The following is a 20,866-nucleotide window of genomic DNA, read 5'->3' as shown; positions in this document are numbered from 1 at the left end:
CTCAGTACCGATGTAGTTGTGGTTGAGCATCCGAGCCTCTTCCTGGGCCAGGACGACAACCCGCCGCGCACGGTCGGTGAACCTCTCGAACATCTGCACTCCTCGCTGCGGCGTGACCTACAATCGGAGTCTCCACTTCGGTTACAGGCTATGAAGCGGCCGATCCGTGTGTCAATCGAGGCGTGGGGAGAGCCGAGGGATGCCGAAGGACCAGCGCGTTCCCGAGCCGGACATCTCCGGTGCGCCGGCCAGGACGCTGCGCGCCGACGCCCGGCGCAACCGTACGCGCATCCTGGAGGCCGCCGAGGCGGTCTTCGCGGCCAAGGGCCCCTCCGCCTCGACCGAGGAGATCGCCCAGAAGGCCGGGGTCGGGATCGGGACCGTCTTCCGGCACTTCCCCACCAAGGAGTCCCTGCTGAAGGCGATCATGCACGCGGTCGCGGTCAGGCTGACCGAGGAGACCCGGGCGCTCGCGGCCGAGGGCGACCCCGCCACCGCCTTCTTCGCCTTCTTCACCCGCACCGTCGAGCAGGCCGCGGAGAAGAAGACGGTCGTCGACCTGCTCGCGCAGGCCGGCATCCCGGTCACCGTCGCCAAGCCCGTCCTCGCCCTGCGTGAGGCCGTCGAGGTGCTCGTCGGAAAGGCCCAGCAGGCCGGGGCCGTACGTCCCGACGTCCGGGTGCCGGAGGTCATGGCCCTGCTGATCGGCGTGTGCCAGGCGTCCCTGCACACCCGGTGGGAGCCCGATCTGCGGGCCCGTACGCTCGCGATCGTCTTCGCGGGTCTGCGCCCCGCCGCCGCGGCCGGCTGACCGCCGCCGATGGGCGGTCACACAAAACCGCAGCTCACCGGCGTGGCGGGCACGCCGTGTGAACCTTCGCGCGCCACAGCCGCAATGATTGGCTGCGCACGGTGCGACAAACCCGTCGACGAAGAGGGGTCCGGTGCGCCGGGCAGCGGTCACCGTTGTCAGAGAGGAGACGACGTGCGGCGCCAGGACGAGGCCGAAGATCTGGTCCAGTTGCTCACGCCCGAAGGCGAGCGTGTCGCGCACCCCGAGTACGACCTGGACCTGTCGAAGAGCCAGTATCGGGGGCTGTACCGCGACATGGCGCTGGTGCGCCGGATCGACCGGGAGGCATTCGCGCTCCAGCGTCTCGGCGAGCTGGGGATGTGGATCCCCTGTCTGGGGCAGGAGGCCGCCCAGATCGGTTCGGGCCGGGCACTGGAGCCGGACGACCACGTGTTCCCCTCCTATCGGGAGCACGGCGTCGCCTGGTGCCGGGGCATCGCTCCGCTCGCGCTCATGGGCATGCTGCGGGGCACGACGAACGGCGGCTGGGACCCCCGGGAGACCCGCTTCCACCTCTACACGATCGTCCTCGGCGCGCAGACGCTGCACGCCGTGGGGTACGCCATGGGGGTCCGCAGGGACGGCGACGACTCGGCCGTCGTGGCCTACTTCGGCGACGGCGCGGCGAGCGAGGGGGACGTCAGCGAGGCGTTCAACTTCGCGGCCGTGTTCGACGCGCCGGTGGTGTTCTTCTGCCAGAACAACCAGTGGGCCATCTCCCACCCCGTCGGGCGGCAGAGCCGGGCGCCGATCTACCAGCGCGCGCGGGGGTTCGGCTTCCCCGGCGTACGGGTGGACGGCAACGACGTGCTGGCCTGCCTCGCCGTGACGAGGGCCGCGCTGCGGCACGTGCGCTCCGGGGCCGGGCCGTTCCTCATCGAGGCGTACACCTACCGGATGGGCCCGCACACCACCTCCGACGACCCGGGCCGTTACCAGCCCGCCGAGGAGCTGGACGAGTGGCGGAAGAAGGACCCGATCGCGCGCATACGGGCGTACCTGCTGAGGGAGGGCATGGCCGACGAGGCGTTCTTCACGGAGGTCGACGAGGAAGGCGACCGCATGGCGCTCGAACTGCGCGACGGGATCATCGCCATGCCGGACCCGCCGGTGGACGCCATGTTCGACCACGTCTACGCCGATCGGCACGCACTGGTGGAGGAGGAGCGCGCCTGGTACGCCGCCTATCTCGACCGCTTCGAGGAGCCCGGCGCCTGACCACCGGCGGCTCACGCGATCAGGACCCGGCGCGGCACACCGATCCGTACGGTGACGCCGCCCTTCAGGCCGGCCCGCGTTCCGGCCGGTCCGCGTCAGGTCTTCGCGGATCCGGAGTACTCCGGGCGGAGTAGCCGTACCTCCGGCGGAGGATGCGCGAGGTGCCTGTGGCCGGACGACGCGGCGCGGACGCGCCCCGGCCTAGCGTTGCGGCGTCACCAGTCCCTCGTGAAAGGGCCCGCATGGCCGCGTCGCACACCGTGCCCGAACCCGCCTCCGCTCACCGTTCGAGCCAGGCTCGCCAGACCGGGTGGATCGCCGACGTCGCGTTCGCCGTTCTCACTGTGGTCCTCTTCGTCGCCGTCGCGCTCGCCACGGGTGTGCGCAACCCCTGGGACGGCCAGATTCCCCTCGCGCTGTTCCTCGGCGCGCTCCTGCTCGTCCGGCGCCGGTGGCCGATGACCGTGCTGCTGCTGTCGGTCGCCGCCGTCTTCGCCTACCACCTGACGCATTGGTCTCCCGCCGGGTGGATCTGGCCCGTGGCGGCGGCGTACTTCACCGCCGCCGGCACCTCCCGCGTGCGCTGGGTGGTCGGCGTCGGCGTCGCCCAGCTCGTCTACTCCGCCGTCGACGCCCGGTGGATCATCGGCAGGAACCTCACGCGCTACCTCATCCACACCCTCGGTGAGGGGGCGCTGCTCGCGGCCCTCGTCGCCGCGGGCCTCGCCTACGCCGCCGCGCAGCGCCGGCGCGACCTGCTGGGCGAGGCCGAATATCGCGCCCGCGCCGCGGAGGAGCGCCTGAGCGTCGCACGGGAGGTGCACGACATCGTCGCCCACACGCTGGCCGTCGTCGGTGTCCACCTCAATGTCGCCGCCGACACCCTGCGGGAGGAGCCAGCCGAGGCCGCCGCCGCGCTGCGCCTGGCCCAGGACGTCAGGAACCGGGCGATGAAGGACCTCAACTCGCTCATCGCCGTCCTGCGGGAGGGTCCCGCCGGCACCGCGCCCCAGCCCGACGCGTCAGCGCTCGGCGCGCTCGTCGCCGACGCCCGCGCCGCCGGGCTCGGCGTCACCCTCCACGAACACGGGGATCTGTCCACGATCCCAGCCCCCGCGTCCGTCGCGGTCCACCGCATCGTGCAGGAGGCCCTCGCCAACACGCTCAGGCATTCGGGGGCGACCACGGCCCAGGTGTCGGTCGGCCGCCACCCGCGATCGGTCACCGTCGAGGTCACCGACAACGGCAAGGGCGACCCGACCGGCGGCGGGATCACGGACGGGAACGGCCTCACCGGGATGCGCGAGCGGGTGCGCACCCTCGGCGGCACGCTCACCGCCGGTCCGGCCCACCAGGGCTTCACTGTGAGGGCCGAGATCCCTGTGGCAGGCTCGGCGGAGTGACGATCAGAGTGCTTCTCGCCGACGACCAGGCACTCGTACGCGCGGGTTTCCGCAGCCTGCTGGCACGCGCGCGGGACGTGGCCGTCGTCGGGGAGGCCGCCGACGGCGCCGAGGCCGTACGGCTGGCCGCGAGCACCCGCCCCGACGTCGTCCTCATGGACATCCGCATGCCGGGGACGGACGGCATCACGGCCACCAGGAGCATCGTCACCAGTCAGGACTGCCGGGTCGTCATCCTCACCACCTTCGACACCGACGAGCACGTCTTCGCCGCGCTGCGCGCCGGAGCCAGCGGCTTCCTGACCAAGGACGTCGAACCGGCCGAGCTGCGCCGCGCGGTGACCGCGGTGGCCGCCGGCGACGCGCTCCTGTCCCCCCGCGTCACCCGGCGCGTCATCGAGCGGTTCGCCCGGCGGCAGGACCTCGCGCCCGACGCCGGGCGGCGGATGGACGCCCTCACCACCCGCGAGCTGGAGGTGGTGCGGCTCGTCGCGCTCGGCCTGTCCAACGGCGAGATCGCCGAGCGCCTCGTCATCAGCCCCCTGACCGCCAAAACCCACGTCGCCAGGGCCATCGCCAAGCTGGACGTCCGCGACCGGGTCCAGCTCGTGATCCTGGCCTACGAGAGCGGCCTGGTGCGGCCCGGCGGCTGACGCCGGTCACGCCGTCGTGACGGCGGATTCGACGCTGCGGTGCCGGGCGGCGCCGTGCGCGAAATCAGGCACGCCCGGCGTGCCGCCCTCGCGCAGATCGTCCAGGAACCGCTGGTAGGCGTGGGCGACCGCGTAGGCCGGCGCGTCGGCGTGGGGGTCCAGTAGCGGGACGCGGACGTAGGCCTCCGGCACCTCCAGCGGAGCGAGCCCGGTGGCCGTCCCCCGGCCGCCTTCGATCGTGATCGGGCTGAGCTGGAGATGGCCGACCGGGGCGGTGAGGACGAGGTCTCCCTCGGTGCCGTTGATCTCCCACCGGAAGTTGACGCCCCGGGACATGCCTCCGCGGTAGTGGAAGGTGGCCACCGCGCCGCCCGGCAGCCGTCCCGAGGCCACCACCTGGTCGGCGGCGGTCATGGGCACCGGCCGTCCGCTCTCGGTGTCCACGGCCGACGTACGCCGCGACGCCAGGTGGATCCGCAGGTCCTCGGGCTCTCCCAGGACGGACGCGAGTCCGTCGAGGGTGTGGGCGAAGGGGACGGTCAGCAGTGTCATGCCGTTGGCGGCGTCGAGCACGTGGTGGTCGCCGGGGCCGACGGTGGCGCCCCAGGCGCCGCCGGAGCCGACGACCGTCGTGGACAGCACCTCCCCCACGTAGCCGTCGGCCACGAGATCCCGCACGTAGGCGAGGGCCGGGTGCGACCGCGCCTGGAGCCCGGCGACGGTCGGCACCGCGTGGTCGCGCGCCTGCCACGCCATGTCCGCGGCCTCCGCGAGCCCGTTGCCCAGCGGCCACTCGCACAGCACGCTCTTGCCGGCGCTCAGCGCCGTCCGCACCAGTTCCCGGTGGTGCGGCACCTTCACCGCCACGACCACGAGGTCCACCTCGTCGCAGGCGGCCAGTTCGGCCGCCGTTCCGAAGGTGCGGGCCACTCCGTGCCTGTGTCCGGAGCGCTCCGCCGACTGCTGCGAACTCGCGCTCAGGGCCCTCAGCTCGTAACCGGGGACGGCACGCAGGGCCGGCAGGTGGGAGCGCCCGGCCCAGCCTCCGTTCGCCCCGAGCCCGATGATCCCTACTCCGATCGGCTTCCCGGACCGGGCACGTTCGGCAAGCGGTGACGCAGTGGTGTTCATTGTTCGCAGCCTGTTCTTTCTGTAGACGGCACAGCGGTGCGTTCGCTGTCCAGCAGGGCCATGAGGGGTGCGGCATAACGGGTTCCGGCCACCGCGTCCGCCGGGACGGCCTCGTCGATCGTGCGGAGGTCCGTGCCGGTCAGGACGACGCCGGTCGCGGCAAGGGCCTCCTCGACGTGGTGGGGCCGGCGGATGCCCAGGACGGCCACGACGGCGCCGCGTTCGCGGCTCTGGGCGATGACCCAGGCGGTGGCGAGTTGCGCGACGCTGATGCCGTGCGCGTCGGCGAGCGGCCGCAGCCGGTCGACGAGGGTGAGATTCGCGGCGAGATTGCCGGGGTGGAAGCGAGGCAGCCAGCCGGCGCGCGGGTCGCCTCCGGCGGGTGGCCGGTAGGCGCCGGTGAGCAGGCCGTGCGCGAGGACCCCGTAGGCGGTGGTGCCGATCCCCAGCTCGCGGCAGGTGTCCAGGATGCCGTTGGTCTCGGGGTCACGGCTGAACAGGGAGTATTCGATCTGCACATCGCAGATCGGGTGCACGGCGTGAGCACGGCGGATGGTGTCCGGCCCCACCTCTGACAGCCCGATGTGGCGCACGTACCCGGCCCGGACCAGCTCGGAGATCGCGCCGATCGTGTCCTCGATCGGGGTGCCGGGGTCGAGGCGCGCGGGGCGGTAGATGTCGACGTGGTCGCTGCCGAGGCGGCGCAGCGAGTAGGCGAGCGCGTTCTTCACGTGGGCGGGCCGGCCCTCGATGCCGACGAAGGCTCCTTCCGGGTCGCGCAGACCGCCGAACTTGACGCTGAGGAGCGCCTTGTCGCGATCAGCGGCGCGGAGGGCGCGGCGGATCAGGTCCTCGTTGTGGCCCATGCCGTAGAAGTCGGCGGTGTCGAGGAGGGTGACGCCGGCGTCGAGGGCGGTGCGGATAGTGGCGACGGCATCGGCCTCGTCGGCGGGGGCGGTGTGGTCCGACATGCCGGCGCAGCCCAAGGCGAGTGGGGCGACCCGAGGGCCGCCGGTACTAAGAGGTCGGGTGTGCATGGCGCCTCCAGTGGGCCGAGAAGCATGGACGCCGCCGACGGGGCCGGCGCGAACACGGCCCTCTGTTAGCGTTGATATTTCAACACTAGGAAGAGGAACGTTGATATGTCAACACGGGATGGAGAGACCGCGGAAACGGACGGGTCCGCGACCGGAGCCGCGCAGGAGCCCGTCGACTTCTGGGTCGCCTTCAAGCGCGCCCACGAGGTCGTCCGAGCCCGCGTGATCGCGGACGCCGCCGAGGCGGCGGGCCTGTCCGAGCCGGACCTGACGATCCTCGTCAACCTCAACAAGGCGGGAGGCGCCCTGCGCCAGAGCGAGCTCGCCGCGTCGCTCGGCTGGGACCGCACGCGCATCTCCCACCAGCTCACCCGCATGAGCACCCGCGGACTGGTCGCCCGCGAGCGCGCCGGCGGCGTCATCGTCACCCTCACCGGCACCGGGCGCGCGGCCATCGCCGCCGTGCACCCCGGCCTGGACGCCGCCGTACGCCGCCACCTCACCGGCAAGCTCTCCGCAGAGGAGATCGAAACGCTGACCTCCGTGTTCAGCCGGCTCTGACGTGCCCCCCGGTCCCGGAAGACCAGAAGTGAACCGCCGCCCGCCGAACCCGGCCGCCCCCACCGTCAAGGATCAGCGCCGAGGATCAGCGCCGAGGATCACGCGCCCGCTCACCGCAACTCCCGGCTGTCGGCGACAGTGGATATCGAAGGTCAAGATCGTTTCCTTGCACACTAAATTCAAGTATTGACCTAAGTATCGAAGGCGATCAGTGTCTGGGGCAGGGCTCGCCTCGTTCACCCCCCGAAGAGGAATCGCCATCATGAGACAGCGTTCGAGGATCCATCCCACGCGCCGCGTCCTGACGGCCGCGCTCAGCGCACTGGTCCTGGTCGTGGCCTGCGTCGTCGCCGCGGCGGCCGTGTCCACGCCGGCGACGGCCGCGCCCGCGCTGCTGTCGCAGGGCAGGACCGCGACGGCCTCGTCCACCGAGAACGCCGGGACACCTGCGTCGGCCGCCGTCGACGGGAACACCGGCACCCGATGGTCCAGCGCCTTCGGCGACCCCCAGTGGCTCCAAGTCGACCTCGGAACCTCCGCGACGCTGAGCCAGGTCGTCCTCAACTGGGAGGCCGCCTACGCCACATCGTTCAAGATCCAGGTCTCCGACAACGCCTCCGCCTGGACCGACCTCTACTCCACCACCACCGGCACCGGCGGCACGCAGACCCTCACCGTCAGCGGCACCGGCCGCTACGTCCGCCTGTACGGCACCGCCCGCGCCACCGCCTACGGCTACTCCCTGTGGGAGTTCCAGGTCTACGGCACGACGTCCGGCACCGCCTGCGGCACGGCCGACGCCGCCCAGGGCAGGCCCGCGACCGCCTCGTCCACCGAGAACGCCGGGACGCCCGCGTCCGCCGCCGTGGACGGCAACAGCGCGACCCGCTGGTCCAGCGCGTTCAGCGACCCCCAGTGGCTCCAGGTCGACCTCGGCTCGGCCAGGACGATCTGCAAGGTCGTCCTGACCTGGGAGACCGCCCACGCCACCGCATTCAAGATTCAGGCGTCCGGCAACGCCTCCACCTGGACCGACCTTTACTCCACCACCACCGGCACCGGCGGCACCCAGACCCTCGCGGTCAACGGCACCGGCCGCTACGTCCGCCTGTACGGCACCGCCCGCGCCACCGCGTACGGCTACTCGCTGTGGAACTTCACCGTGAACACCACGGGCGGCTCGACGGATCCGACGACCGATCCGACGACCGGCCCGACGACCCCGCCCGACGCCTTCTGGGGCGACACCTCGACCATCCCGGCGGCCGGGAACGTCGTCATGGTCAAGATCCTCAACCGGACCAACGGGCAGTATCCCGACTCGCAGGTCTACTGGAGCTACAACGGTCAGGTCCACTCGATCGCCGAGCAGCCCTACTTCGACATGCCGGCCAACACGGCGGGCCGGATGTACTTCTACCTCGGCTCCCCCAACAGCCAGTACTACGACTTCATCGAGTTCACCGTCGGGCCGTCGGTGTTCAACGGCAACACGACCCGGGTGGACGCGTTCGGCCTGAAGCTCGCGATGCGCCTGCACGCCCGCGACGGCTACGACGTGGCGGTCGGCGAGGACTACGCCACGTTCGCCGAGTCCCGCGCGGCGACGTTCCAGCGGTTCATTGACGAGGTGCCCACCGAGTTCAAGCAGCTGGCCCAGGTGCAGGCGCCGTACCGCATCCCGGCCCCGGGCAGCGCGTCGATCTTCCAGCCCGGCGGGGCGTACGCGAACTACTTCACCGGCTACGCCGCCCAGCAGGGCGTGACGGCGACGACCTCGCAGGTCACCGGGTGCGCCGGGCCGCTCTCCGAGGCGCCGAAGATGTGCGCGGCGCTGAACCGGCACGTCGCCGGGCTGTCCGACGCCCAGCAGTCGGACGCGTCGAACTACTACAAGGCCGCGCCGGCGAACTACTACGCGAAGTTCTGGCACGACCACGCGATCGGCAAGCTCGCCTACGGCTTCCCCTACGACGACTACGCGGGCCAGTCCTCGTTCATCTCGCACGGCGATCCGCAGTGGCTGCTGGTCGCGGTCGGCTGGTAGCGGCAGGCAGGAGACGCCATGACACACCCCCTCACGCTCCGGCGCGGGCTCTCCCTCATGCTGGCCGCGGCGCTCGCGCTGTTCGCGAGCGTCGTCGCCGGGCCCGCGTACGCCGCGCCCGTCCTGCTGTCGCAGGGCAGGACGGCGACGGCCTCGTCCACCGAGAACGCCGGCACCCCCGCCTCCGCGGCGGTGGACGGCGATACGGGCACCCGATGGTCCAGCGCCTTCGGCGACCCGCAGTGGCTCCAGGTCGACCTCGGAACCACGGCGACGCTGAGCCAGGTCATTCTCAACTGGGAGACCGCCTACGCCACATCGTTCAAGATCCAGGTGTCCGACAACGCCTCCGCCTGGACCGACCTCTACTCCACCACCACCGCGACCGGCGGCACCCAGACCCTCACCGTCAACGGCACCGGCCGGTACGTCCGGCTGTACGGCACCGCCCGCGCGACCGGCTACGGCTACTCGCTGTGGGAGTTCCAGGTCTACGGCACCACCGGCACGTCCTCGGGCTGCGCCGGCTCCAACGCCGCGCTGAACCGGCCCGCCATCGCCTCGTCCACCGAGAACGCCGGGACGCCCGCGTCGGCGGCCCTGGACGGCGACCCCGGCACCCGCTGGTCGAGCGCCGCCGCCGACCCGCAGTGGCTCCAGGTCGACCTCGGCTCGGCCAGGACGATCTGCACGGTCGTCCTGACCTGGGAGACCGCCTACGCCACCGCGTTCAAGATCCAGGTCTCCGGCAACGCCTCCACCTGGACCGACCTCTACAGCACCACCTCCGGCACCGGCGGCACCCAGACCCTCACCGTCAGCGGCACCGGCCGCTACGTCCGCCTGTACGGCACCGCCCGCGCCACCGGCTACGGCTACTCCCTGTGGGAGTTCGCCGTCCACACCAGCGGCGGCGGCCCGACCGACCCACCGCCGACCGACCCACCGCCGAGCGGCACACCGATCTCGGCGTACAAGCAGGTGACGGCCTCGTCCTGGGAGGGCGGCAACGCTCCGGCGGCGGCGCTCGACGGACGGACGACGACCCGCTGGTCGAGCCAGTACTCCGACGACCAGTGGCTGCGGGTGGACCTCGGCGGCGCCGGGCACGTCACCGGCGTCACGCTCAACTGGGAGTCCGCGTACGCCACCGGCTACCGGATCGAGGTCTCCGCGAACGGCACGTCGTGGACGCCGATCCACACCACCACCGGCGGCAGGGGCGGCGTCGAGAACCTGAGCGTCACCGGCGACGGCCGCTACGTCCGCTTCGTCGGCACCGCCCGGGCGACGGGCTACGGGTACTCGCTGTGGGAGTTCCAGGTCTTCGGCACCGTGGACACGGCGGCCACGACCGCGCCCCTGCTGTCCTCACCCTCCAGGGCCCCGGCGACCACCGGTCAGTTCGCGCTGTCGGCCCCCGCCGACAAGGCCATGATCACCGACACCCGGCGGCCGGCGTTCTCCTGGGCGGCCGTCTCCGGCGCGGTGCGCTACGAGGTCTGGCTGAACGTCAGCCGCACCGACTACGACTTCACCGCCTCGGGCAACCTGATCGACCTCTACACCAAGGTCGCCGAGCCGACCGGCACGAGCTACACCCCCACCTGGGACATCCCCGACCGGTGGACGTACAAGTGGTATGTCGTCGCGGTGAGCGGCTCGGGCGGCAGGACGACGTCGAACATCCGCACCTTCAGCCTCTACCTGCCCGACGTCGAGCAGGTCGCCGACGGCGTCGCGATCGTGAACGGCGCCCGCGACCTCAACAAGAACGGCACGATCGAGCCGTACGAGAACTGGCGGCTGCCCGTCGAAACCCGCGTCAACGACCTTCTCGGCAGGATGACCCCCGAGGAGAAGGCGTACCAGATGTTCTACAACGCCCAGACCTACCCGCTGTCGGGCTGGCACTTCGGCCCGGCGTTGCCGAACGACCTGCACGCCGTGCTGCTGAGCGCGTCCGGAACCCGGCTCGGCATCCCGCCCGTCTCGGCGGGCGACACCATCGCCGGATACCAGACCACCTATCCGCTGCAGAGCACGCTCGCGGCGGGCAAGGACTACGCGCTCGACTACAAGCTCGGCGACATGCAGCGCCGTGAGGAGCTGGAGGTCGGGGCGCGCGGCGTGCTCGGCCCGCTCGCCGAGGTCGGCACCAAGGTTCTCTATCCCCGCATCCAGGAGGGCAACGGCGAGAACGCCGACGTCGCGGCCGCGCAGGTCCACGCGCTGGTGGCCGGGCTGCAGGGCGGCCCCGAGCTCAATCCCGCCTCGGTGCTGGCGACCGTCAAGCACTGGCCGGGCGAGGGCGCGGGCGGCGAGGCCGGGATCACCTACGACGCGGTGACGATCAAGTACCACATGATCCCGTTCAGGGCCGCGATGGAGGCGGGCGCGGTCAACATCATGCCGGGGTACGCCGGGAGCTCCTACCTCGACCCGGGCGGCTCGGGCGCGGGCGACAGCAAGCCGATCCTCGATTACCTGCGGACCAACCTCGGCTACACCGGTCTCATCACCACTGACTGGCTGCCGTCGTCGGTCTGGGTCAAGGCCGCGAACGCCGGCTCCGACGTGATGGGCGGCGCCGACCCCGGAGCCACCGGGTTCACCATGGCGGCCTTCCTCGCAGGAGTCCCGATCGCGCGGATCGACGCCGCGGTCACCCGGATCCTGCGCCTGAAGTTCACGCTCGGCGTGTTCGAGCACCCGTACGGCGACCCGGTGAACGGGCCCTACCGCTTCCACCAGCCGTCGTACGTCGCGCTCGCCAACCAGGCCGCCCGGGAGTCCGTCACGCTGCTCAAGAACAACGGCGTGCTGCCGCTGAAGCTCAAGGCGGGCGACAACGTCGTGGTGGCCGGCCCACGGGCCACCGACGGATCGGCCTGCTGCATCTGGACGAGCTTCTTCCACCAGGAGTACGGCTCGCAGACCCTCCTCGACGCGGTCAGGGCGCGGGCGGCCACCACGGGCGTCAACGTCTACCAGGACACCGGGCCGTCACCCACGCTCGCGATCGTGGCGGTCGGCGAGCCGACCTACACACACGCCACCGCCTGGGTGAAGGAGCAGCCCCAGTTGCCCGCCGACCAGCTGGCCGTCATCCAGAACTTCAAGAACCAGGGCGTCCCGGTGGTGGTCGTGCTGACCCTCCCCCGGCCCATCGTCATCAGCGAGTGGAACGGCCTGGCCGACGCCATCGTGGTGACGTACCGGGGCGGTGAGGAGGTCGGCCCGGCCACGGCCTCGCTCCTGTTCGGCGACTACACGCCGCGCGGGCGCCTGCCGTGGCAGCTGCCGCGCAGCCTCGACCAGGTCCTCAAGGCGGGCGGCGGCGACGTGCTCGCCGACGCCGTCGAGGACTGGAACCTCCCCTACGACCTGGGCGCGACCGCCGCCCAGCGGTCGGAGATCCGGGCCCGCATCGACGCGGGCCAGACCGTCCCCACCACCTACGGCAACCCCCTCTATCCGTACGGAGCCGGCCTGCAGGGCTGGTCGTGACGCCCGCTTCAGACTGAAGTGGGCAGCGGCCCGCCGTTCCAGGTCATGGCGTCGCCCAAGGCGGCGAGGAGATCCACCTCGCCGCCTTCGGCTTCGGCGTAGGCACGGTGCAGGTTGAGCACCAGGCGCTCGGCGTCCGCCCATCCGGCGAACTCCCCCAGGTCGGCCGCCTGCGCGGCGGCCAGCGGGGTCAGCCCGTTCTCACGTCCCGCCTGGGCGGTGTCGAGGACGAAGCGGTAGTACCGCTCGTGCGCGGCCAGGACCTCCGGCAGCTCGGAGGCGGTGGCGAGCGGCCCGTGTCCCGGCACGACGTGCTCGGGTGCGAAGGCCGCCAGCCAGTCCAGCGACCGCAGCGCCCCCTCGACCGACCCCATCAGCACCATCGGGGTGAGCCCGTTGAATAGCAGGTCCCCGGCGAACAGCACCCGTTCGCCGGGAAGCCAGGCCACGACGTCCCCGGGAGTGTGGGCGGCGTAACCGGGATGCCGCAGCTCGACGCGGCGCGCCCCCACATGGACGGTCAGCTCGGAGGTGAAGACCACCGACGGCGGGCGGCGCGTCACGTGTCCCCAGTCGGGCACCGGCGTCCACGCCGGCGGGCAGCCGTCGATGATCGGATCGGCCAGCAACGCCTCCCGCATCGCCGCGTGCCCGAAGACGACCGTGTCGGACGGGAGCAGGCTGTTGCCGTAGCAGTGGTCCCCGTGCTGGTGGGTGTTCACCGCCATCCGGACCGGGGCGCCGCCGGTAGCCTCGGCGACCGCGCCGAGAAAGCGCCGGGTGCGCGCCTCGGTCGCGCAGGTGTCGACGATCAGGACGCCGTCGTCGTCCGCCACGGCTCCGGCGTTGTTCACCCACCAGGTGCCGTCCGGCTGCACCCAGGCGAAGACTCCCGGCACCACTTCACGCAGCCCAGCCCCGTCGGCCCGCTCCATCACGTTCACGATCCCCCTCGTCGGCGTCCTACCCCAGGGGACCCTATCGACGGAGGCCCACGTCCCCGCTCGGGGGATGGCCTTGCGCTCGCCCGTCAGCTCCGGCCGTACAGAGCCGGGAGGTCGATCAGGTGCACATCGGGTGAGGCGCTCGCCTGGGCCGCCGCCTTGTCGTTGAATCCGGCGCCGCTGAAGCAGACGAGACGGGTACGCGTAGTGTCGTAACGGCCGGACGCGGCGATCAAGTCGCGGATGTGCCGGAGACGTTCGACGTGGGCGATTCCCATCGTGTCATTCCATTTGGCTTCGCCGATGGCCAGGAGCGGCGGCTTGCCGCCGTCAGCGATGCCGATCACGGCCACGTCCACCTCGTGACCGGTTCTGGCCTTGGAATCGTGGACGACACCGTGACCGACGCGGGCAGGCAGCCCGCCGAACAGGTCGGGATCGGCATGATGCAGCGACCACTCCCGGCAGATCTGCTCGAAATGCGGGCCGAGGACATTGCTGACGAAGCGGCGGCGGCTGGCCTGCCAGACCCGGGCGGCGCTGCCCGGTCGCTCCAGCTGGTCCCAGACCGGCCGCATGATGGCGTGGTAGAAGCGGATCAACGGTTCGGAGATGCGGTATGTGGCGCGGTTGTCCCGGAACGCATCCGAATCGCGGTGCAGCAGGCCTGCGTCTTCGAGCACGTTGATGGGATGCGCGATATCCGTCGCCTTGCGTTCCAGGTAGCCGGCCATGCCCCCGCGCGTGGCGTTGCCGTCGGCGACGGCCGCCAGCACGGACAGATACAGGGCGCTGTCACGCAGGTCCGGCTCCTCGGCAAGCAGATAGCGGGCTTCGCGGAACAGGGGTGTCTCCGGGTTGAGCACAGTGCGGACCACCCAGTCGTCGAAGTCTTCCGGTCCCGCCGGAGTGTCACCCCGTGCGAACTCGCGACGATAGGCGGGCGTGCCGCCGACAACGGCGTTGACCTTGAGAGCCAGCGCCGGATCGGAGATCTCCCAGAACTCGGCGGCCAGACGGTGGTCGAGCGGACGGACGAGCAGTTCCAGCCCCGCCCGTCCGCGCAACGGCGCGTTCCCGGACAAGAGCCGGCCCATGAAGGACAGCGCCGAACCACACAACAACAGACGCGTACGGGATGTGGTGCGCTGATCCCGCATCGGCCGGAACGCCTCCTGGATGAGGGAAGGCAACTCCGGGTTCGCCCGTGCGAGGTAGGGAAACTCGTCGATCACGACGGAGGTGGGCCGCTCGGAGCCAAGAGCCAGGAGTGCGTCGAGGGCTTCGGACCAGTCGGCGAAGTGATACGGGGTGGCAGGGCGGGCATGGGCGGTCAGCGCGGCACTCAACCGGCGCAGCGATTCGGCATCGGCCGCCTCGGTCGCTCCGAAGTAGAAGCCGCCTGCGGCACGACACGCCGCGTCCAGCAGGAAGGTCTTGCCCTGGCGCCGTCGCCCGGAGACCACTCCGAGAGTCGCGCCCGGTTGCTCGTCGGTGATGAACCGCGTCAAGGCGGACCATTCGTAGTCGCGGTCGAACATCCCGACCGGCTTGTCCATGGGCACACTCACAGGTATAGGACTACAGTTATATAAACTGTAGTCCTAAAACAGCCGGGCTGTACGGACGCCCGCTCCGCGGTGTCCAGCAGTGCCGGTGAGCCTCCACGACCTCCTCCAGCGGGAACACGTGGTCCGCCACCGGGCGGAAGGCCTCGCACGCGGGCCCGAGGCAACGAAGGCGACGGCGCGGCGCAGCGGCTCCGAGTCCCTGGCGATCTCCAGCACCGCGACGCGGTCGCCGGGTCAGCCGGTGAGGAAGACCTGACGCTCCGCGGCCCTGTCGTCGAACGCCTCCAGCCGGGTCTGTCCCTCGGCGGCGAGGGTGTCCAGCATGGTGTGCAGCAGCGCGGTGCACAGGACCGTCGGGCCGGCGTGGGAGTCGAACGCGAAGCCCGAGCTCACCGGGGCCAGCAGGACCTCGTCCGCGAGTTCGGTGAGCCGGCCCACCGGCTGATCGGTGACGAGGGCGACCTTCAGCCGGACCCGCCGCGCCCAGACGAGCCCCTCCGCCAGCTCACGCGGATAGCGCGGCAGTCCGATGGCGAGCACCCACTCGGCACCCGACTCCGCCGCCCTGCTCAGCCGGTCTTCCAGGATCGAGCCCGGCACGTCCAGGACGCGTACGTCCGGGAGCACCTTCTCGGCGAGGTAGCCGAACAGATGCGCCAGCGGCGCGCTGATCCGCAGGCCCATGACCAGGAGCGGGCTCGACCTGGCCAGCCGGTCGGCCACCCGCCGGAGCTGACCGGGGTCGGCCAGGCCGTCGCGCAGCCGTTCGAGGTCGCGGATCTCGGAGTTGACCAGCTCCTGGATCTCGTTGTAGCCGTCGCCCTTCTCGGCCGGCGGCCGTTCGCCGAACACGGAGGTGCGCAGCGCCTCCCGGAACTCCGGGAACCCGCGGAACCCGAGCGCGGCGGCGAAGCGCGTGACCGACGGCTGGCTGACGCCGGCGCGTTCGGCAAGGTCCGCGCTGGTGAAGAAGACGGCCTCCTGCGCGTTGTCCAGCAGGTAGCGCGCGATCCGGCGTTGCGACGGCGAGAGACGACGGCCGTCGAAGAGCGTGCGCAGGTTCGCGACGATCCGGGAGGCGTCCAGCACGGCGAGCGACCGGCCGGTCTCTGGGACGTGCCTCATCCTGGAACACTTCCCTTCTTCGAGGAGTGGCGAACCCGGCCCTCGGGCCGGTCGCCCTACTCATGAATCGCGAAGCGCCTGCCGGATGCAACGCCGCCGGGCGGCCCCCGCAGGGACCGCCCGGCTACATCGCGTCGTGATGTCGGTCAGTTCTTCGGGCCGTTGCCGTTGAACCTCGTCTTGCACTCCTGCAGCCGCACGTCGACCTTCTCGCCCCGGTCGACGGTCACGTGCACCGTTTCCAGAACCTCGCCGGTCGGGCGGGCGCAGGTGAGCGTCCAGCTCTCCTTGATGAAGTTACCCGGCCCGGTGGCGACGACGCCGGCCTCGGTGTAGGCCGGAGCCGGCCGTACGGACGGGTTGACGTGCCAGGCGAACTTGCCGTTGGTGGGCGCGACCAGCGTCGACTCCAGGTGGGTGGGGACCCTCTGGGGCGGGTCGAGGACGTCGCCCGCCTGCCGGATCGGCGCCGTCCACAGGTCGAAGTCCTTGGTGACCTTCAGGACCGCGCCCTTCGGCGCCTTGCCGGTGATGACGGAGTGCGCCGCCGGATCGGCCGCGTACTCCAGGGCCACCATGAACGCCTCGCGGTTCGACTTGCCCTCGTAGCGACCGGTGCCCGTGTAGTCCTCGATCACCTCGGAGTAGGTGTTGTTGGTCGACTGGGTCTTCATGATCTCGAAGGTGAACCCGAGACCGCGGGTCGCGTAGTACGACCAGTCAGGGGTCTCACCGGTCGTCTCGTAGTCGAAGCCCGACTTCATGCCGGTGTAGCCGTTCTCGGCCGTGATCGCGTCGGTCAGGGCGGCGTAGACGGCCTCGTCCGGGGCGTCGCCCGCCCGCTTCTCCAGCGGCGGGCGCAGGACGGTGTGGCCGGAGGTGTGGTTCGTGATCAGGACGGTGACCTGGTTGTTCTTGGTCAGATCCATGATGTTCTGCACTTCGGGCTCGGAGCCGGGCCCCGGGCCACGCGTCGTCGCGTTGGAGCCGGCGTTGCTGCCCCAGCCGAAGGGGTAGTTGCGGTTGATGTCCACGCCGGCGTTGCTCGCGCACGTCGGGGACAGGCCACAGCTCGTACGCCGGTTGATGACGAACCCGTCGACGTTGACGACCGGGACGAAGATGACCCGCGCCGTGTCGAGCAGGCGCGTGATCCGGGGGTCCTTGCCGTCGTTGCCGATGAGGTCGTAGGCGAACTCCATCGTGTGCTCGCCGGAGGGCCACTCGTTGCCGTGGTGGACGCCCATCATCAGCAGGACCGGCTTGCCGTCGGCGGCGTCGACGTCGTGGGTGACCTCGATGCCGTACACCTCCCGGCCCTGGCGGGTCTTGTGCGGCAGCGTGATGTGCTTGACAAGGCCGGGATGCCGGGCGCTCAGCGCCAGCATCTCGTCGTTGTAGTCCGTGATCGTCCGGTAGGTGGTCCGCCCGCTGGGCAGGCTCGGCGCCTGCTCCTGGACGACCGCCTGGGGGCCCGGCGCGGCGGCGGCGACATCCGCGCCGGCGGCCGGAATGCCGAGACCTCCCAGAAAGCCGACGCCCAGCGCCAGCGTGACAACACGTTTCCTGACGACAGAGGCAGTGGAGGGGGACGTGCCTCCTGAAGACATACTGAAACCTTTCTCAGCCGCGGACGAGCGGGAAACGAAAACGCATCCTTTTCTCCGAGCCGTCTTTCGGCAGTACGCGACAGCTCGCGAACAGTCGCTGACTGCAAAGTTTCAGTAAGTCTGTGGGGTGAATGTAAGCCTGTCAACCGCTGATCGGCGGCCTTCTCCGCACGTACCGACAATGCGTCGGTGATTTCTCGCACCCGGACGAAATACCGAAGGTGCGGGAAGAACCACGGCGGGAGCTCACTCTCCGTCGCGCGCTGTCCAGGGAAGATGTGAGACGGCTTTGTCAGGATCGCGGAACTCGACGCCGTATGCCCGGAGGCCTGCGCGCTCGCTATCGGGGCGAAGCGCCCGCATCGCCGGGGCCCTGGCCCCGGCCCTGGACGGCCCGGCCGAGGAGCTCGGTGAGCGTCCGCCGTTCGTCCTCGTCGAGCACACCGAGGAGTTCGGCTTCCGCCCCGCTCACCAGGCCGTGCCCCTGCTCCCCCGCCCGTACGCCGTCCGGCGTGAGCGTCAGCAGGTAGGCACGCCGGTCCGCGGGGCTACGTCGACGCTCGACGAACCCCGCCTGTTCGAGGCCGTCGACGACCGCGACGACGGTGGTCCGGTCGATTCCGAGGCGCTGACCCAGGTGCTGCTGCGTCATCGGGCCCTCGTCGGCCAGCAGCGCCAGGACCGCCTGCTGCTTCACGGTCACCCCCAGCGCCTCGAGTCGCCGGGCCTCCAGGTCGAGGGCGCGCATGTAGAGCCTGCCGAGCAGGTAGCTGAGACGGCCGGACAACGCCCGGGGCACCTCGGTGGTCATGCCGAGAGATTAGCAGCGACACAGATAAACCGTTGACCTGATTGTCAGTCGTGCTGTTACAGTTGCGCTCGATGAGCCCCGGTCCATGCGGAAGGACGAGCCGAATGACGGAGAGCACCGAGCAGAGGACGGAGTCGTCGCACCCCGATCGCCGGAGATGGTTCGGGCTGGCTTCGGTCGCGCTCGCCCAGCTGATGATCGTGGTCGACATGACGATCATCAATGTGGCGTTGCCCTCCATCAACGCCGACCTGGCGATCACGGCGGCCGACCGGCAGTGGGTCATCACCGCTTACACGCTCCCCTTCGCAGGACTCCTCCTGCTGGGCGGGCGGGTCAGCGACTACGCCGGCCGCAGGCGAGCGCTCCTCATCGGGCTGGTCGGCTTCGCCGCCGCTTCGACGGCCGGTGGCGCGGCGATGAGCCTGACGATGCTGCTGGCCGCCCGAGTGGCGCAGGGAGCGTTCGGCGCGCTGCTCGCGCCCGCGTCGCTCTCCCTGGTGGCCACGACCTTCACCGACCCCAAGGAGCGGGGTGCCGCGTTCGGGGTCTTCGGCGGGGTCGTCGCCGCGGGATCACCGATCGGGCTGATCCTCGGCGGAATCCTCACCACATCGCTGAGCTGGCACTGGGTGCTCTACGTCAACGCTCCCATCGCCCTCGTCGCCGCACTCGGCGTCGTGGTGTTCCTGCACGAGTCCCGCGCCGAGGTCGGGACCGGATACGACTTCCTCGGAGCGGCACTCGCCACGGCCGGCCTGGTGGCGATCGTCTGGGGGTTCACCAAGGCGACGCAGGACGGCTGGACGGCGACGGCCACCATCGTGCCGCTCGCCGCGGGCGTCGTCCTGCTGGCCCTGTTCCTGCTGGCGGAGGCCCGGGTGGGCAACCCTCTGCTCCCTCTGCCGATCCTCCGCCATCGCGGACGCGGCGGCGCCTACCTCGTCGTCGCGATGATGATGGCCGGGCCCTTCGGCGCCTACCTGTTCATCAGCTTCTTCCTGCAGGACATCAAGCACTACTCCGCCCTGCGGACAGGGCTGGCCTTCCTGCCGCTGACCCTCGGGGTCATGCTGGCCGTGGGTCTCGGCAGCCGGCTGATGACGACCGTCGCGCCACGGTTCATCATGGGGACCGGCCTGCTGCTGGGGGCCGTGGGGATGGCGCTGCTCACGCGCCTCGACGCCGACAGCGCGTACGCGTCCGGCGTCCTTCCCTCCTTCATCCTGATCGGCATCGGGATGGGCCTCGTCCTGCCGGCCGCGCTCGACCTGTCGACGTTCGGCGTACGGCCCAGCGAGGCGGGCGTGGCGAGCGCGATGTTCAACGTCTCCCAGCAGGCCGGCGCGTCGCTCGACACCGCGTTGCTGAACACCGTCGCGGCCAACGGCGCGGCGGCCTACCTCGCCGCCAACGCCTCCAGCGTGCAGAGCCAGGTTCACGGCTACAACCTCGCGACGGGGTGGGCGGCGGGGATCCTGCTCGTGGCCGCGCTGGCCGCCCTGCTCCTGATCGACACCCGGCTGGGAAAGACGGCTCCCATGGCGCCCAGTCCCGAAACCGACGCGACGATCGCCCCCTAGCAGTCACCTTCGGGTCCTTTCCACACGCATAGCCTCACCTCAGGCCCGATGACGACTTCATGCAGCTGTCCGCCGCTGGCGGAAACTCAGGTGGCCTCGGCGCAGGATCTGGGTAAAGTCGGGCAATGCCCGAGCTGAAGCAGCTGCATGCCGACCACGCCTCGGCGGTCCTGGCCTTCGAGCTGGCGAACCGCACCTACTTCGCTGCTTCGATCTCCGACCGCGGCGACGAGTTCTTCGACCAGTTCCCCGACCGGTACAACGCCTCGCTGGCCGAGCAGGAGGCCGGTATCTGCGCCTTCTACGTGCTCGTCGCTCATGACGGCTCGGTTCTGGCCCGGTTCAACCTGTACGACTTGGAGGACGGCACTGCGAGACTCGGCTACCGGGTCGCGCAGCAGGTCGCCGACCGCGGCGTGGCGACCGCGACTGTCCAGGAGCTTTGCCGGCTGGCGGCGGCGCGGCACGGGCTGCGCACACTACGGGCGGCCACCTCCCACGACAATGTCGCGTCCCAGAAGGTGTTGACCAAGGCCGGGTTCGTCCCGGTCGGCCCGGCCGCCCCGGCCGATCTCGGTGGCAAGTCAGGCACCTGGTACCAGCGCGACCTTCAGCCGTAGACCGTGATCTTGCCGGTGGACCGGCTGCAGGAAGGCTGCCGCCACCACTGATCATCCATGCGCGAGAACTACTGATCTTGCGGTGGGCCGCATGCCACAGCGGAGACCCTGCCCGCCGGCAGGAGGCGTTCGAGGTCCTGATGAGCCGGATAGCGGTCCTCGTCATGCCCACGGAAGGCCGGACCGGGA

General features: G+C 70.8%; 16 protein-coding genes. 9 read left to right on the top strand and 7 right to left on the bottom strand.

Annotated features, from left to right (window positions below; genetic code table 11):
* The first annotated feature begins 199 nt into the window (after positions 1-199).
* The 4 genes from ACGFIB_RS17360 to ACGFIB_RS17345 all read left to right on the top strand — a co-directional run bounded on the left by ACGFIB_RS17360 (position 200) and on the right by ACGFIB_RS17345 (position 4,127).
* Positions 200-811 (top strand): TetR/AcrR family transcriptional regulator, encoded by a 612-nt coding sequence (locus ACGFIB_RS17360; RefSeq protein ID WP_357033202.1) that lies wholly within the window; start codon positions 200-202, stop codon positions 809-811.
* 174 nt (positions 812-985) lie between these two features.
* On the top strand, positions 986-2,071 hold the full coding sequence (gene pdhA, locus ACGFIB_RS17355) for a pyruvate dehydrogenase (acetyl-transferring) E1 component subunit alpha (protein WP_357250673.1): 1,086 nt from the start codon (positions 986-988) through the stop codon (positions 2,069-2,071).
* A gap of 242 nt (positions 2,072-2,313) precedes the next feature.
* Positions 2,314-3,474 (top strand): sensor histidine kinase, encoded by a 1,161-nt coding sequence (locus ACGFIB_RS17350; RefSeq protein WP_393372758.1) that lies wholly within the window; start codon positions 2,314-2,316, stop codon positions 3,472-3,474.
* Entirely contained in the window at positions 3,471-4,127 is a 657-nt protein-coding gene (locus tag ACGFIB_RS17345; protein ID WP_393372755.1) for a response regulator, read from the top strand. The genes ACGFIB_RS17350 and ACGFIB_RS17345 overlap by 4 nt, the downstream gene beginning before the upstream one ends.
* A gap of 6 nt (positions 4,128-4,133) precedes the next feature.
* Here ACGFIB_RS17345 and ACGFIB_RS17340 read toward each other — a convergent pair whose 3' ends face one another.
* Positions 4,134-5,258, bottom strand: coding sequence for a Gfo/Idh/MocA family protein (locus tag ACGFIB_RS17340; RefSeq protein WP_393372752.1), 1,125 nt, complete (start codon positions 5,256-5,258; stop codon positions 4,134-4,136).
* Positions 5,255-6,295: an aldo/keto reductase gene (locus ACGFIB_RS17335; RefSeq protein WP_393372749.1), complete on the bottom strand. Its 1,041-nt coding sequence runs from the start codon at positions 6,293-6,295 to the stop codon at positions 5,255-5,257. Before ACGFIB_RS17335 ends, ACGFIB_RS17340 begins: the two co-directional genes overlap by 4 nt.
* A 105-nt stretch (positions 6,296-6,400) precedes the next feature.
* Between ACGFIB_RS17335 and ACGFIB_RS17330 the strand changes: the two genes are divergently transcribed.
* The 3 genes from ACGFIB_RS17330 to ACGFIB_RS17320 all read left to right on the top strand — a co-directional run bounded on the left by ACGFIB_RS17330 (position 6,401) and on the right by ACGFIB_RS17320 (position 12,413).
* Positions 6,401-6,856, top strand: coding sequence for a MarR family winged helix-turn-helix transcriptional regulator (locus ACGFIB_RS17330; protein WP_357250687.1), 456 nt, complete (start codon positions 6,401-6,403; stop codon positions 6,854-6,856).
* Positions 6,857-7,118: 262 nt separating this feature from the next.
* The gene (locus ACGFIB_RS17325; protein ID WP_393372745.1) at positions 7,119-8,903 is read left to right on the top strand and encodes a discoidin domain-containing protein; all 1,785 of its coding nucleotides are present in this window, start codon (positions 7,119-7,121) and stop codon (positions 8,901-8,903) included.
* 18 nt (positions 8,904-8,921) lie between these two features.
* Complete coding sequence (locus ACGFIB_RS17320; RefSeq protein WP_393372742.1) at positions 8,922-12,413, top strand: discoidin domain-containing protein; 3,492 nt, start codon at positions 8,922-8,924, stop codon at positions 12,411-12,413.
* 8 nt (positions 12,414-12,421) lie between these two features.
* On the opposite strand, the gene ACGFIB_RS17315 is transcribed toward ACGFIB_RS17320, so the two are convergent.
* The 5 genes from ACGFIB_RS17315 to ACGFIB_RS17295 all read right to left on the bottom strand — a co-directional run bounded on the left by ACGFIB_RS17315 (position 12,422) and on the right by ACGFIB_RS17295 (position 18,474).
* On the bottom strand, positions 12,422-13,348 hold the full coding sequence (locus ACGFIB_RS17315) for an MBL fold metallo-hydrolase (protein ID WP_357250884.1): 927 nt from the start codon (positions 13,346-13,348) through the stop codon (positions 12,422-12,424).
* A 95-nt stretch (positions 13,349-13,443) separates the two neighbouring features.
* Positions 13,444-14,916 carry an AAA family ATPase gene (locus tag ACGFIB_RS17310; protein WP_393372739.1) on the bottom strand — a complete coding sequence of 491 codons (1,473 nt, stop codon included), beginning with the start codon at positions 14,914-14,916 and terminating at the stop codon, positions 13,444-13,446.
* 246 nt (positions 14,917-15,162) lie between these two features.
* Positions 15,163-16,053 (bottom strand): MurR/RpiR family transcriptional regulator, encoded by an 891-nt coding sequence (locus tag ACGFIB_RS17305; protein WP_393372736.1) that lies wholly within the window; start codon positions 16,051-16,053, stop codon positions 15,163-15,165.
* A 146-nt stretch (positions 16,054-16,199) separates the two neighbouring features.
* On the bottom strand, positions 16,200-17,663 hold the full coding sequence (locus tag ACGFIB_RS17300; RefSeq protein ID WP_393372734.1) for a M14 family zinc carboxypeptidase: 1,464 nt from the start codon (positions 17,661-17,663) through the stop codon (positions 16,200-16,202).
* Positions 17,664-18,003: 340 nt separating this feature from the next.
* Entirely contained in the window at positions 18,004-18,474 is a 471-nt protein-coding gene (locus ACGFIB_RS17295; RefSeq protein ID WP_357250704.1) for a MarR family winged helix-turn-helix transcriptional regulator, read from the bottom strand.
* Positions 18,475-18,578: 104 nt separating this feature from the next.
* On the opposite strand from ACGFIB_RS17295, the gene ACGFIB_RS17290 reads away from it, so the two are divergent.
* Complete coding sequence (locus ACGFIB_RS17290) at positions 18,579-20,057, top strand: MFS transporter (RefSeq protein ID WP_393372730.1); 1,479 nt, start codon at positions 18,579-18,581, stop codon at positions 20,055-20,057.
* 125 nt (positions 20,058-20,182) lie between these two features.
* Positions 20,183-20,677, top strand: coding sequence for a GNAT family N-acetyltransferase (locus ACGFIB_RS17285; protein ID WP_393372728.1), 495 nt, complete (start codon positions 20,183-20,185; stop codon positions 20,675-20,677).
* Positions 20,678-20,866 lie beyond the last annotated feature (189 nt).

Source organism: Microbispora bryophytorum (genome assembly GCF_043197435.1).
In the GTDB taxonomy this organism is placed as follows: domain Bacteria; phylum Actinomycetota; class Actinomycetes; order Streptosporangiales; family Streptosporangiaceae; genus Microbispora; species Microbispora bryophytorum.
This window is presented reverse-complemented; position numbering and strand designations above follow the sequence as displayed.